Annotated in this window: 10 protein-coding genes and 1 rRNA gene; 8 read left to right on the forward strand and 3 right to left on the reverse strand. The window is 51.4% G+C overall.

Annotation, left to right across the window (positions count from 1 at the left end; genetic code table 11):
* Positions 1-379 precede the first annotated feature (379 nt).
* Positions 380-1,606, forward strand: a complete 1,227-nt coding sequence (dnaG, locus tag QI197_03990) for a DNA primase DnaG (protein ID MDK2372519.1) — start codon at positions 380-382, stop codon at positions 1,604-1,606.
* Between the two features lie 9 nt (positions 1,607-1,615).
* Positions 1,616-2,689 (forward strand): mRNA surveillance protein pelota, encoded by a 1,074-nt coding sequence (locus tag QI197_03995; GenBank protein ID MDK2372520.1) that lies wholly within the window; start codon positions 1,616-1,618, stop codon positions 2,687-2,689.
* A 4-nt stretch (positions 2,690-2,693) separates the two neighbouring features.
* On the opposite strand, the gene QI197_04000 is transcribed toward QI197_03995, so the two are convergent.
* A complete protein-coding gene (locus tag QI197_04000) occupies positions 2,694-3,398 on the reverse strand; it encodes a nucleotidyltransferase domain-containing protein (GenBank protein ID MDK2372521.1) in 705 nt (234 codons plus the stop codon).
* A gap of 77 nt (positions 3,399-3,475) precedes the next feature.
* On the opposite strand from QI197_04000, the gene QI197_04005 reads away from it, so the two are divergent.
* The 3 genes from QI197_04005 to QI197_04015 all read left to right on the forward strand — a co-directional run bounded on the left by QI197_04005 (position 3,476) and on the right by QI197_04015 (position 6,047).
* Positions 3,476-4,090, forward strand: a complete 615-nt coding sequence (locus QI197_04005; protein ID MDK2372522.1) for a hypothetical protein — start codon at positions 3,476-3,478, stop codon at positions 4,088-4,090.
* Between the two features lie 38 nt (positions 4,091-4,128).
* Positions 4,129-5,568: a proline--tRNA ligase gene (gene proS / locus QI197_04010; GenBank protein ID MDK2372523.1), complete on the forward strand. Its 1,440-nt coding sequence runs from the start codon at positions 4,129-4,131 to the stop codon at positions 5,566-5,568.
* A gap of 137 nt (positions 5,569-5,705) precedes the next feature.
* The gene (locus QI197_04015; GenBank protein ID MDK2372524.1) at positions 5,706-6,047 is read left to right on the forward strand and encodes a 30S ribosomal protein S26e; all 342 of its coding nucleotides are present in this window, start codon (positions 5,706-5,708) and stop codon (positions 6,045-6,047) included.
* A 6-nt stretch (positions 6,048-6,053) separates the two neighbouring features.
* Here the strand turns inward: QI197_04015 and QI197_04020 are convergent, their stop codons facing one another.
* Positions 6,054-8,270, reverse strand: a complete 2,217-nt coding sequence (locus QI197_04020) for a DNA-directed DNA polymerase (protein MDK2372525.1) — start codon at positions 8,268-8,270, stop codon at positions 6,054-6,056.
* Positions 8,271-8,403: 133 nt separating this feature from the next.
* Between QI197_04020 and thiI the strand changes: the two genes are divergently transcribed.
* Positions 8,404-9,519 carry a tRNA uracil 4-sulfurtransferase ThiI gene (gene thiI, locus QI197_04025; GenBank protein MDK2372526.1) on the forward strand — a complete coding sequence of 372 codons (1,116 nt, stop codon included), beginning with the start codon at positions 8,404-8,406 and terminating at the stop codon, positions 9,517-9,519.
* A 4-nt stretch (positions 9,520-9,523) separates the two neighbouring features.
* Here the strand turns inward: thiI and rrf are convergent.
* Positions 9,524-9,645: ribosomal RNA gene (rrf, locus tag QI197_04030) — 5S ribosomal RNA — on the reverse strand.
* Positions 9,646-9,726: 81 nt separating this feature from the next.
* On the opposite strand from rrf, the gene ileS reads away from it, so the two are divergent.
* Together ileS and aspS are read left to right on the forward strand one after the other, a co-directional pair.
* Complete coding sequence (gene ileS / locus QI197_04035; GenBank protein MDK2372527.1) at positions 9,727-12,684, forward strand: isoleucine--tRNA ligase; 2,958 nt, start codon at positions 9,727-9,729, stop codon at positions 12,682-12,684.
* Positions 12,663-13,940 (forward strand): aspartate--tRNA(Asn) ligase, encoded by a 1,278-nt coding sequence (gene aspS, locus QI197_04040; protein MDK2372528.1) that lies wholly within the window; start codon positions 12,663-12,665, stop codon positions 13,938-13,940. Before ileS ends, aspS begins: the two co-directional genes overlap by 22 nt.
* Positions 13,941-14,001 lie beyond the last annotated feature (61 nt).

A 14,001-nucleotide genomic window follows, 5' to 3' on the forward strand; every position in this document is an offset into this window, starting at 1 on the left:
TGCTTAACGAGCTTATACGCAGTCCTCTTAATTACCTTCTCCCTCACTGTTCCCATATCTATCCTCGGATGGGGATGGACCCCACTCTATTTTAATCTTTTTATGGTCTTTTTACAGGACGGCATGATTATTTGGATGCAGGTAAGGGCGTGAGCTTCTCGAATAGGGCTCGTAAATTAGGTGCCCTTCACTGGAATTTTAGGAATCTCTGTGGTAGGGATTTCCAGTGGACCGAAGAGATTATATTTGCGGCAAGTGTCGTATACTAGCCGCCCGCCGCTGCATGACCCCGTGGGTAGGGAGGAAAGCATGGGCTGACCTGTGACCCGCGGGGATTAGTTGGCGGGCGGACATCCAGGTCCTTGGGAGGATGGTTATCTTGGCAGATAATTCGAGAAGGGACGCTTTCCATCATAAGTATGTTGCCAAATTGGAGGTTATAGTTAACGGCGTGGTAGAGACCAGTGATGTGATAGGGGCTATTTTCGGGCAGTTAGAGGGTCTACTAGGCCCTGAGTTAGAGCTCAAGGAACTACAAAGGACGGGGAAGATAGGAAGGATAAACATAAGGATGAGGAGAGAGGGAGATAGATCTAGAGGGATTGTTGAGCTATATTCCGGGCTGGATAAGGTCAGAACTGCATTACTCGCCGCTGCAATGGAGACTGTCGATAAGGTCGGTCCTTATCCAGCGAAATTCAAGTTGATTAGAATACTTGACGATAGAGAGGAGAGACGAAATGAGATAGCCAAGAGAGCCGCTGAAATATTAAAGAAGTGGTCCGTTGAGAGGGAGGACAGCTTCAGGAAGCTCATAGAGTTCGTGCAGAGGGAAAGCGCGAAGTCCAACTTCATACTCTATGGGGATGAGGAGCTGCCAGCTGCCAGGGGCGTTGAGGACGCTGAGGAGATAATAGTCGTCGAAGGTAGGGCTGATGTCATGAATCTCCTGAAATACGGTTACGATAACGTGATAGCGATGGGCGGAGCTGTAGAGAGGGTTCCCAAGTCTCTAGTTAAGCTTATCTCGGAAAAGGAAGCTATAGCTTTCGTCGATGGGGATAGGGGCGGTGAAATGGTTCTCAGGACTTTGCTCGAGCAGACAGACATAGACTATGTGGCCAGAGCTCCGGAAGGTAAGGTGGTCGAGGAACTGACAGCTAAAGAGATTAGGAGGGCCCTTTCCTCAGCTGTCCCGGCCGATGAGATGAGGAAGGAGCTCGGAATATCTCCGCCTCAGGAGAGGGGGATCATAGCCATAAGATCCGCTGAATCCCATGTATCCCATCAGAGACATGAGAGAGGGGAGGATGAGAGACTACTCAGGATACCAGAGATGTTCAGAGATCAGTATGCGAGGATCAAGGGCACCGATAAGGTCCTATTACTGGACGACAACCTCTCACTGATAAGGGAGGTGTCGACGTCTGATCTCCTCAACGCTCTATCGGAGGTCGGCGGTGTCAGGTACATCGTCTACGACAGGATAGTTACTCAGAGGATAGTGGATAAGGCCTATGAGGTGGGTGTCAGGGCCATAGTTGGGGGAATAGCTAGGGATATCGTGAGGAAACCCTCTGGAATGGCGATATATACAGCACAGTAGGTGGCATAGTTGAAGATCCTAGAGCAGGATCTCAAGAAGGGATTCATCAAACTGAGAGTTGAAAGCCTAGATGATCTCTACTGGCTCTCCTCGATCCTAGAGCCAGGAGACCTTGTTACCATGAGGACTACTAGGAGAGTGAGGCAGGAGGGAATAAGGGCAGACAGCGGAGAAAGGGTCTCCATGACCATCACCTTAGAGGTGGAGAAAGTCAAGATGGATCGGTACTCCGCTAGGCTGAGGATCACGGGCATAGTCAGGGTAGGTCCGGAGAAGTTCGGGATACAGGGTCAGCATCACACGTTAAACGTCACAGAGGGGTCCACATTGAAAGTCGTGAAGGAGAGGTGGAGTAGATCTCATCTGGACATATTGAGGAGAGCGGAGGAGTCCTCAAGTAAGGGAAACGTCATATTAGTGGCGATAGATGACGAAGGTGCCACCGTTGCAAAGGTGGACGCGTATAGGGCTGAGGAGATCGCCTACGTAAGGTCCAACCTCCCGTCGAAGAGAGGGGATCTAAAAAGGAGGGATGATGCAGAGAGGAGATACTACGCAGAGCTCTCATCCCTATTGGAGGAGATAGATTCCAGGATGAAACCCCAAGCTATAGTGGTGGGAGGGCCTGGATACACCAAGGAGAAGTTCACATCTTACGTGAAGGAAAGGAATCCAGAGCTCGGGAAGAAGCTCCGAGAGGGCGGAGCCACTAGTTCCACTTTCTCTGGCATTCTAGAGATGATAAAGCGGGGCGATGTTGAGAAAGTTGTGAAGGAGTTTACCTTGGCGCGGGACATGAGGGCGGTGGATGAGATATTTGAGCTACTTGGCAAGGGATCTAGGCTCGTTACTTACGGGCTGAAGGAGGTAATGAGGGCCGCCCAGTTTGGCGCAGCTGATGAGGTCTTGGTAGCTAGCTCTCTCCTTTTCGATCCCGTGACGCGTGACGACGTGCTCAGGATATTGGAGATGTGTGAGGACACAAGGGCTGAGTTTCACATAGTAGATGCGAAGAGCGAGCCCGGCGAGAAGTTGTTGTCCCTTGGTGGCATTGCTGCGAAACTTAGGTATCAGATAGAGTGAGCGGTCAGATTCTATCCTCAGCCAATCTCGATCTGAACCCTTTCTTCACCTTCTTGAGCTTTGATATTGCTTCTTCAAAACTCTCTCTCGGTAACAGGTGGTATTTAAGGTAGAGGCCCGTTGTACCAACGGATTTCCGCTTTGTGAGGATCCTCACTCTCTCCTCAACTACGTCCTTATCCACGCCCAGTACCCTGGCCACATATTCCTCGTATCCGAGCACAGGATACTCTAAGTGACCATTTTCCGTCGGGAATATCAATCTCAGTTCCTTGTTCACGCCTGGTACTCTCTTTCCTCTTCTAAGGCCCATTAAATTGAGCCTCCCACCGAATTTGTAGAACTCTTCCTCCCTCTTCCTCAGTATCCCTATCGGTATAGAGACCGTGGTATTACCATTGAAGTGAATGTGGTACTTAGGAGTGCTTCTAGGGGTAGCTTGGACTATCTCCCTGTAGACAGGATCCCCTAGATGGTCTGCCAGGATCCCTTCTAGGAGAGAGGGGGGGAGCGAGTATCTAGGTACGACCACATCTACGTCGCTGCTCTCTCTAACATCTCCACGAGCCACGCTCCCGTAGACATAAGCAGGTGTTCCCCTGCTGTATAGCACTTCCATCACCTCGATCGCTCTCTTCCTCTTCCTAGCTAATACCCTCCATCTCTCAGGATCGTAGATAACTTCTGCTTCTGGTTTTATATCGAGCAACGCGTGCACCTTACCTGATGAATGGATCCCCACTCACTAAAAATGCTCTCAGGTGCAGCAGGTGCGGATCTAGCGAAGTGCTAATTGTCAGGAGGTATTCAGGAGAGGTACTATGCCGTCGCTGCCTCAGAGATTCCCTACTCAGCAGGATTAAGCGGGCTATAAGCAGGTACAAGCTCCTGAGGAGGGACGACGATATCGTCTTCATCAGGTCAGGGCTCAAGCGAGATGATCTGCTGTGGGATCTCTTCTCGGAGATTGAATCTGGATTCCCTGTCTCGATCAGGGAGGAAAGATTACCGCCCTACACGGATTTGTGGGAGGCCGTCTTGGCCTTCTTAAAGGAGAGAGAAGAGGGTAAAGGCAAAGCTGTCCTCCCTCTGCTCTTGGATGACGCCGTGGGCCTCCTTCTAAGGTTCATTTTCACGGGATCTCCATCCCTCCTTGTGTTGAAAGGCAGGGTATTCCTCGCTTTGAGGGAGGTCTTCGGTCATGTTTCACCTTTTGTCGAGATCCCCGCGGAGGAATTGCTGGCTCTCGCGGAGTCGAGGGAAATAGGGCCCGACTTCGAGAACATCTACCTTAAGCTAGTGCGGAAGTTGGAGGAGAAGAATCCGGGGATGAGGTTCAATGTACTTAGATTATCCGAGAGGGAGGACTTTCTCAGATCGATCGGCATAGTTTTTAGATAGAGACTGACTCGGAAGGTTGAGCAGGGCGAGGCGGGAACATGTCGAAAAGAGAAGCGTTCGAACTAACTCCTAAGGGAGAGAACTTCTCCAGATGGTTCGATGAGGTCCTTTTCAAGGCGGAAATCTTGGATGAGAGATATCCAGTCAAGGGTATGTACGTATGGCTTCCTTTCGGCTATGAACTCATGGAGAACGTGATGAACTTCATGGAGAGGCTGATGAGACAGACTGGGCATAGGAGGGTATACTTCCCGGGCGTGGTGCCGGAGGGAGTTTTGAGCAGGGAGTTCAGATTCATCAAGGGCTTTGAGGATTCCATTTACTGGATCACCCGACTGGGTAAGCAGGAGATAAAGGAGAAGCTAGCGTTAAGGCCAACCAGTGAGGCCATTATGTACGAAGTCCTGAACAGGTGGATAACGAGCTACAAGGACTTACCGCTCAGGATCTACCAGATCGTTCCGGTGTACAGGTACGAGACTAAGGCCACTAGGCCCATGCTGAGGGTCAGGGAGATCGTGTTCTTCAAAGAGGGGCATACATTCCACGCCACGTACGAGGATGCGGTGAAGCAGGTGGAGCTGGAGGTGTGGATCTACAAGAAGTTCTATGACGAGCTGCTAGTCCCCTATGTGGTGGTGAAGACCGTACCTTGGGACACATTCCCCGGGGCCAAGTACAATTACGATCTGATAACCATAATGCCCGACGGGAAGGCCTTGGAACTTGGTAGCGCCATAAACTTCGGTGACCTGTTCGCTAGGACCTACGGCTTGGAGTATATGGACGAGAACGGACAGAAGAGGAACGTCAATACCACCTCCTTCGGGATATCTGAGAGGTCTCTAGCGGCCCTGATAGCCATACATGGCGACGATAGGGGATTGAAACTCCCGCCCAAGCTTGCTCCAATCCAGATCGTCGTGGTACCCATACCATCGAAGGGGTATGAGGAGAAGGTGCTTGAATACGCCAAGGAGGTCTACAACGCCCTAGTCAATGATTACAGGGTCGAGCTGGATGATACCGATGAAAGACCTGGGTACAAGTTCTTCAAGTGGGAGATGAAGGGTGTACCCGTGAGAATTGAGGTAGGTAGGAAGGAGTATGAGGAGAGGGCCTTGACCCTCTTCAGGAGGGATACCATGGAGAGGTCTTTAGTCTCATTCGACGACCTTAGGAGCAGGATTGAATCCCTTTTCGGTGAAATAGAGGAGGAGATGAGGAGGCAGGCCAAGGAATACTTTGAAAATAGGACGGTTCATGCTAAAACAGTAGGGGAGATCAGGGAAAACGTGGGCGAGAAGATTGTGTCGTTCCCTTGGTGCGGTCTAGAGGAGTGCGGGCACGAAGTCGAGGAAGAGATTGGATATGGTATATTGGGGTACGAGGAAAACGCACTGGAGGGAAAGGGGGAGAAGTGCGTTATCTGTGGAAGAGAGGCGAAACACAGGGCATGGATAGGAAGATCCTACTGATCACCGACGTTCGGTCTCCTCTCCTTATGATTTCCTTTCTTTACCTCCAAAATCCCTCGCCAACCGATTGTAGTTGCTGGACAGCATAGAAGGAAACCTTTATTTTCACAGATCATCTCAGTTCGCTAGGGAAATGTATGCCTAAGAAGAGGAAAAACAGAGGTAGGAAACTGGGTGGTTCGGGCCACGAGAGGATAGTCCAGTGCTATCAGTGTGGGAGAGCGGTCCCAGCTGATAAGGCGGTTAAGGTGACTAGGTGGGTGTCGCCTGTTGGTGGAAGTCTCGGGAAGGACTTAGAGAGACAGGGGGCCTACATATCCAAGAGGCTCGAGACTAGGTACTACTGCATAAGTTGCGCGGTCTACCTAGGAATCGTGAGACCTAGGTCCGAGGAGGAGAGGAAGATAGCCATTCCCCTGAACAGACCCTACAGGAAGAGAGGGTCCTCTAAGCTCCCTCTCAAGTTCCTCAAGGTATGAGGGGGATCATCCGAACCACTCCTCCAACCCCCCTGTCCTCTTCTCAGATATTCCGACTTTCTTGAGGGAGGATAGGGTCCTCTCCATAACCTGATCGAAGAGCTTCACGTAGTAGTCCAAATCCACGTCATCTAGATCGAAGAACTCGGCCGGTCTAGCTCTCTCGTTAACACTTCCTGGTCCTTTCACTATGAGGATCCTTAGGACTTGCCCTCTATGCACCTCTATACCTTTCCTCTCTAGCAGCCACATCGCCACGTAGAATCCCTTGGTCCTTCTCTCGAACTTGTCCAGTTCCTTGCCCATGGTCTCCATGATGATGAGATCCTCTTTTCTTACCTCCCTATTTAAGATCTTGCTTCTGTACTCGTTGATCAATCTCCTTATCTCATCTAGATCGCTCCCCCTGAGGGCCATTTCAACTACCTTCTTCTGGGCCTCCTTTATTATGGATGGATAGTCCCTCCTGACGAACTCGAATCCCTTAGTGATGAGCCTGCCTTCCACTAGATGTGCGTACTTCTTCTTCGCGACGTAGATCCCTCTCTCGGCGATGTACTCTAACTCGATCCTTATGGGGAGGTCCTTATTCACCACCTCGAGCAGCTCTTCGTAGTCCTCTCTCTTTCCTCCCACGAGTTGAATCCCATCCGTGTCTATATAGATCACGGTGAGTCCCTTGGACTCGGCTCTCTCCCTCACCTCCTTTATGTAATACCTCCCGTATGCTGAGGTTATCCTAGCCGCCTTCACATTCATGAGGAGGGCGTTCGTCCAACCCATGTAGCCATACATGGCATTGGTAACGACCTTAACGGCCTTCTGGAGAGCATCCAACCTCTTGTACTCGGGGTCATCTGGTGGAATTTCTTTCATCTTGGCCTTGATCGCTGATCTCTCCTCCATCAGCTTTCCGACCAGTATTGGAACAAGACCCCTCACATCTCTACAGATCCTCGCAGTGACGCCCTCTACCTCTACCTCCTCGACTTCCTCGCAGAGTTCCGGGGAGGGATCGACAGTCTCGAAGCTTATGTTATGATGAGCCATGATCGAAGGGTACATGCTGGCGAAATCGAGGTAGCCTATCTCCTCGTACATACCTGGTGATTTCAGCCAGACGTAACCGCCCTCATATCCGCTCTCCCTCCTCGTCTCCTTGAGAGGAAACACCCACCCGTGGGATTTCGCCTCTCTAATGACGTAAGATTCGACTATTTCACCCACAGGGGTCCTGATCAGTCTATGAATGGGTCTCAGGGTGAGTTTAGAGAGTTCGGCCTGGTGATCCATCAACCTCCCGTATATCTCCCTTATCGTGTGGAGCTTCTGTTTCAGGTAGCTAATGGCCCCTTCTCTGTCCGATCTCCAAGCTTCCGCGACCCTGAACTTCATCAGCACCTTGGGCCTCTCCACACCTATTTCGTCGGCTAGCTCATACCATGTCCTCTCTGGGAGTTGTGGGAAATCCCTCCAAGCGATGGGAAAGATGTCGAGGTTGGCCCTTCCTCTTATCCTATTCTCAACCAGTATGGTTCCCCTGAAGAACCTACCCGTCTCTTGGGGCTCAGAACCGTCTCTCCCTACCGCCAGTTTGATCCCATGGAGCTTGGCCCGGGCCATCATGTGCTTGAACTCGTCGGCATCGTGGCCGTATCCAACTAAGGCATCTGGGTCCTCCGTTCTAATCATCGAGATGAATTCCCTGAGCACAGTCGAATCATCTAAGTCCTCCGTCGCGATCGTCTCTATGGGGCCATCATCGATGGCATAAGCGATGGCTACCACCGGGCTCTTTCCCTCTATGGGAAAACCCTCATCGTTGTATACCAACCCCGAAAAGAAGACCTTCTTGAGGTTCTCCAGTCCACCGAGTTCTCCGATAGGTTTCAGGTCCTCATCTAGCTGTGAGAACGGGATTAGCTCGTGATCAACGCAGAATTGAAACCAAGGAGGGACGTCCAGATCGAAGGGTCTCTCCACCTTCTTGGCAGCCTTCTTCCTAGCCTTGTCGTCCAAGAAGTAGAACTTTATCAGCTCCTTCTCTACGCCCATCACCTTGGCCCTTACCCTCTCCTTCTCTATGAAGCCAGAAACCTTTGTCTCCTCATCTGGGAGCGTGTAGAAGTAGGGCCTGTGCTTCACCTTCCTGCTGGTCCCTCCAGTGAACCACACCTCCACCGCTCCTTCTGAATCCTCCAAGTGGTAGTAAATCGGGGGCATGATGCTCCTCTCCTAATTAGATGAGGAGGCGCTTTAAGGTTTCGCCTCCTGTTGCTCGTAAAATCTTTATCGGACATCTCGCGATAAGCAGCGATAGATTTTTGGGAAGACATCCAAGTAGCCCGGTGATCCTTTGAATAAGTTCAACTCCCTGATAGTGAGGTACTCCGAGATAGGCCTGAAATCCTCGCACGTCAGGAGAGAGATGGAGAGATTACTGATCAGGAATTTGGAGGAGACCTTCAGGGCGGAAGGAGTTCACTTCATCAAGATCGTCAAGAGAGCTAGCAGAATTGTGGTATACACATCAGATCCTCGGGTCAGGGAGGTCACCAAGTGGGTGTTCGGTGTGAAGTCCTACAGCCCCTCCATCGAGACCGAAGCCCAGATAGATGAGATAAAGAGAGTGGCCCTCTCGATAGCCACCCAGAAGGAAGGTAGTTTCGCTGTCAGGGTCCAGAGAGTCACCAAGGACTTTCCCCTAACGTCAATGGAGTTGGCCAAAGATGTCGGCGGGCTGATAAAGGGAAATACGGGAAAGCCCGTCGATCTTAGTAATCCAGACCAAGAGATAATTATAGAGATAGTGGCGGGCAAGGCCTACATCACCGATGAGAGGATAGAGGGGTACGGTGGGCTTCCCGTCGGCAGTCAGGGGAAAGTGATCGCCCTCATATCCAGCGGTATAGACAGCCCCGTGGCTGCTTGGCTTATGATGAGGAGAGGCGCCGCAGTCATACCTGTTCACTTCAGGAAGACACCAGAGGAGGAGAGAGGATTCAGAGAGATAGTCTCTGTGCTGAAGCGGTACTCCCATGGCGCTAAGTTCAAGCCTGTGGTGATAGAACATGGATCGGCCCTGAAGGAGTTCGTCGAGAGGGGCGCAAGGGAGTGGACATGCCTCCTCTGCAAAAGGAGGATGCTCGTCATCGCCAATAAGATGGCCAAGGAGATGGGAGCCAGCGCCATAGTCACGGGCGACTCCCTCGGCCAAGTGGCAAGTCAGACCCTAGATAACTTGGAGGTGGAGAGCAGGTGCTTAGAAAAGCCAGTTCTCAGGCCCTTGATAGGGATGGATAAGGACGATATAGTCAAGCTAGCGAAGGAGGTCGGGACCTATGATGTATCTGTATCTTATGATATTTCGTGCCCATTCGTCCCCAAGAAGCCTAAGACTAAAGGTAAATGGAAGGATTTCGTAAATGTAGCGGAGAAGGTAGGTGCGGATGAGTTGCTGCACACATGTTAAGGGGGCTTAGCGGCTTCCGCGTTTCCCGAGCCCTTACGGAGCTCAGTACTCCGCGGAACGCGGCCGGGCTTAACTTCCGGGTTCGGAATGAGTCCGGGTGTGTCCCCGGCCGCTATGGCCGCTCGCCCTCGTAGGGGGGGTATTCGCTCTCATTTATAAACTTGAAGGTCGACGTAGGAGTGAGCACGCAGCGAGGTGCCCTAGGAAATGAGCAGGGTAAGTCAACTGACTAGGAATTTCGATCCAAAGGAGTACGAGCCTGAGATACTGAAGTTCTGGGATGAAGCTAGGGTCTACGAAAGGTTGAGAGATGCTAGGAAGGGTAGTAAGAGGTTTCACTTCCTAGATGGTCCCCCCTATCCGTCATCTGACATGCCCCACCCGGGAACCGTGTGGAACAAGATAATCAAGGACTCGGTAATCAGGTTCAAGAGGGGAGAGGGATACGACGTCTTGGATAAACCAGGATGGGACACTCACGGCCTCCCCATAGAGGTGATGACCGAGAAGGCCTTGGGCTTCACATCCAAGAAGGACATTGAGAATTACGGGATAGACAAGTTCGTTTTGAAATGTAAGGAGCTAGCGACCAAGAATCTGAAATCCATGACTAAGCACTTCAAGGAGTTCGCGGTATCGATGGATTGGGATCGTCCATACAGGACGTTCGAGAACGAATACATAGAGAGCGCCTGGTGGGGCGTGAAGAAGATTTGGGAAAGCGGGAGACTCTACGAAGGAGAAAGGCCCGTTCACTGGTGTCCCAGATGCGAGACCGTTCTATCAGACTACGAGGTGAGTGAGAGCTACAAGGACCTGATGGATCCCTCCATATACGTCAAGTTTAGGGTTCGAGGGAGTGAGAACGAGTATCTTCTCATATGGACGACCACCCCGTGGACCCTGCCTGGCAATGTAGCGGTCATGGTGCACCCTAACGAGAAGTATGTCAAAGTCAGGGTCGGTAGGGACCTGCTCATCCTAGCTAAGGCTAGGTTAGAGGCCGTGATGAAGGATGCGGGGATAGAGAAGTACGAGATCGTGGAGGAGTTTGAGGGACGTACGCTTGAAGGTCTGAAGTATGAGCATCCTCTAGAGGACCTAGTTTCTGTTCAGCAGAGGCTCAAGGATGAGCACAGGGTCGTGCTAAGTGAGGAGTATGTCACTATGGAAGAAGGTAGCGGGTGCGTGCATAGCGCGCCCGGTCACGGTAAGGAGGATTTCGAGGTCGGCATGAGGTACGGCCTGCCCGTCGTCAGTCCAGTGGATGAGAGGGGTAGGTTCACTGAGGACGCCGGTAAGTATGCTGGTCTCCAAGTGAGGGAAGCGAATAACATAATAATTGAAGATCTGGATGAGAGAGGCGCTCTGTTCCACAGGGGGACCGTTATACACAAGTATCCCGTTTGCTGGAGGTGCGACACGCCGCTGATAATAAGGACAACCAAGCAGTGGTTCGTCAAGCTGACCGACCTGAGAGAGAAGCTGCTCGAGGAGAGCGGTAAGGCCAAGTGGGTCCCCAAGTGGGGTGGGGAGAGAAGGTTCAGGGACTGGCTGCTTGGCTTGGAGGACTGGATAATATCGAGGCAGAGGTATTGGGGCATTCCGCTACCGATTTGGAGATGCGAGAGCTGTGGTCATGTAGAGGTAATAGGCTCTGCCAAGGAGATTGAGGAGAAGGCTGGAGTCAAGCTAGAGGACCTACATAGGCCGTGGGTCGATGGGGTTACATGGAAATGCCCCGAGTGCGGGGGAGAGATGAGGAGGGTCCCTGATATAATGGATGTGTGGTATGACTCTGGTGTATCCTTTTTCGCCAGCGTCGGGTATCCTCATAGGAACAGGGAAGTCTTCCAAGAGATATTCCCCGTCGATTTCATAACGGAGGGACATGATCAGATAAGGGGGTGGTTCTTCAGCCTCCTGAGGATGGGGACCCTCCTCTTCAACCAAGTGCCTTACAGGTCCGTCCTAATGCACGGCTTCATGTTAGATGAGAAGGGAAGGGAGATGCACAAACGCTTGGGGAACTATGTGCCTCCTCCGGAGATCTTGAAGAATGTAGCTAGGGACACTTTCAGGTTCTTCGTCCTCACCAAAGTACCGTGGCAGGACCTGAGGTTCTCCTGGAAGGGACTCAAGGAGATGGAGAGACGCCTCTCAGTCATATGGAACGTTTACGTATTCGCTACAACTTATCTGAGGAATAGAGAATTGGGTCAGCTCCCTCCCAAGGAGGAGCTGGATCCTGTTAACAGGTGGGTTCTGTCTAGGCTTCATTCCATGATGAAGAGGGTCAGGGAGAGCATGAACGAATATCACCTCCATGTAGCAAGTAACGAGATCCTCTCGTTCCTGATAGATGACCTGAGTCACCTGTATCTTAGGGTAGCTAGGAAGAAGCTGAGATCAAAGGATAGATCCGTGGCCGACCAATGGGGAAAGGTGCTCTACCATGTGCTGAGGGAGACCTTGCCCTACCTATCCATCTTCGCACCGCTCATGTCTGAGAAGATATACTTGGAATCGTTTAGAGGAGAGAACGATCCAGATAGCGTGAACTTCCTCCTGTTGAAGGATCCGGATGACGGGATGATCGATCCTGAGCTGGAGGATATGATGAGGCACATCAGATCTATAATCAGCGCGTCAGGATTTGCTCGATCGAACGCCGGGATGAGGAAGAGGCAGCCTTTGAGGGAACTGGTAGTCGTTACTGAGAACGATATGGTGAGGAAGGCCGTCGAGGTCCTCAAAGATGTGCTGGTCATGGAGGCGAATGTTAGGGAGGTTAGGATAGGGGAGGCGCCTACTGACGGAAAATGGGCTTATGCTGACTTCAGTGAGGGAAGCGTGTTCCTCAATTTGGAGATGGGTGATGAGGAGATTCTGGGAGGTCTCGCTAGGGAGCTTACTAGGAGGATACAGCTTATGAGAAAGGAATTAGGTCTCACCATAGGTTTGGAGAGGATAGAAGTCTATGTGCAGGGTGATGAGGACATAAAAAGGGCGCTGGAGAGGTACTACGACGAGATAGCGTGGGACTCCGATGCGAACGTTATAAAGTTCGTCAGTGATGAGAGCGAGGTGCCAGGGAGTTCCTTCGGAAAGGAATGGGAGGTAGACGGTCGGAGGGTATTCATATGGGTGAAGAAGGTGGAGTGAAAGTCCACGGCTGGGTCAGCGAGATACGCGATCTGGGAAGGATCAGGTTTGTGGTCATAAGGAATTGGAAGGAGAAGATCCAGCTGACCCTCAAGAGAGGAATCACTCCTAGCGAGCTATTCGAGCTCACCGACGATTTAACCCAAGAATCGGTCATAGAGGCCGTGGGCGAGGAAGTAGCTGAGAAGAAGGCTAGAGCCGTGGATAGGGAGATAGTGCCGGCTAAGATAGTCGTGCACTCCGTAGCCCATCCCAAACTTCCGATGGATCCCAACTGGAAGGTCCCCGCCCAGCTACCTACCAGATTGGATAACCGTCCTCTAGACCTCAGAAGGCCGGAAGTCCAGGCCATTTTCAAGATAGAGGCATCTCTTATACATGGCATGGAGGAATGGCTGAGGGAGAATGGGTTCCTGAGGGTATTCACACCTGCCATAATAGGGGCCGCGAGTGAGAGTGGTGCGGAGGTCTTCAGGGTCCAATACTTCGATAGAGAGGCGTACTTGAGACAGGATCCCCAGCTGCACAGGCAGTTAACCATAATAGGGGGATTTGAGAGAATATACGACCTAGGCGTGAACTGGAGAGCGGAGCTCAGTCACACTCCCAGACATCTAAGCGAGTTCAGATCCATAGCGGTGGAGCTGGCCTTCATAGAGAATGAGCAGGATACAATGAGGGTTGAGGAGGAGGTGATCAGAGCCGGTATAAAACGCGTGGTGGAGGAGAGGTCAAAGGAGTTGGAGCTACTGAATGTAGATCTAGAGGTTCCAAAAACGCCATTTCCAGAGTTAAGATTCCCCAAAGTGTACGACATATTGGAGGAGATGGGGAAGAGCGTTGAATATGGCGAGGACTACGACACTGAAAGCGAGAGGCTTCTATGGCAGTATGTGAGGCAAGAGTACGGGACGGACTTCTTCTTCGTCAACAGATTCCCGTTCAAGGTGAAACCATTCTACGTGATGAAAGAAAATGAAACTTGGGCTAGAAGCGTTGATCTTCTCTATAAGGGACTGGAACTAAGCTCAGGCGGTCAGAGAGAACACAGATACGATGTACTCGTGTCACAGATAAGGGAGAAAGGGATGAATCCGAGAAGCCTTGAGTGGTTCACCAAGTTCTTCGCTTACGGTGCACCACCTCATGGGGGGTTTGCTGTGGGGATAGAGAGGCTAACCATGAAGATGCTGGATCTACCCAACATAAAGGAGGCGGCCCTCTTCCCTAGGGATCCAGAGAGGGTATTGCCTTAATCTTGAGAAGGAATGATCGACGATAGTCGTTCAAACGTAAAATAGGCCCGAAAGATGAAAC

This window comes from Thermoproteota archaeon (assembly GCA_030130125.1).
Lineage (GTDB): Archaea > Korarchaeota > Korarchaeia > Korarchaeales > Korarchaeaceae > Korarchaeum.

What these genes read in the sequence shown, in the direction of transcription:
- proS (MDK2372523.1), top strand. Translation starts at nt 4,129, where the DNA reads ATGTCGAAAAGAGAAGCGTTCGAACTAACTCCTAAGGGAGAGAACTTC.
- QI197_04015 (MDK2372524.1), top strand. Translation starts at nt 5,706, where the DNA reads ATGCCTAAGAAGAGGAAAAACAGAGGTAGGAAACTGGGTGGTTCGGGC.
- QI197_04020 (MDK2372525.1), bottom strand. Translation starts at nt 8,270, where the DNA reads ATGCCCCCGATTTACTACCACTTGGAGGATTCAGAAGGAGCGGTGGAG.
- ileS (MDK2372527.1), top strand. Translation starts at nt 9,727, where the DNA reads ATGAGCAGGGTAAGTCAACTGACTAGGAATTTCGATCCAAAGGAGTAC.
- aspS (MDK2372528.1), top strand. Translation starts at nt 12,663, where the DNA reads ATGGGTGAAGAAGGTGGAGTGAAAGTCCACGGCTGGGTCAGCGAGATA.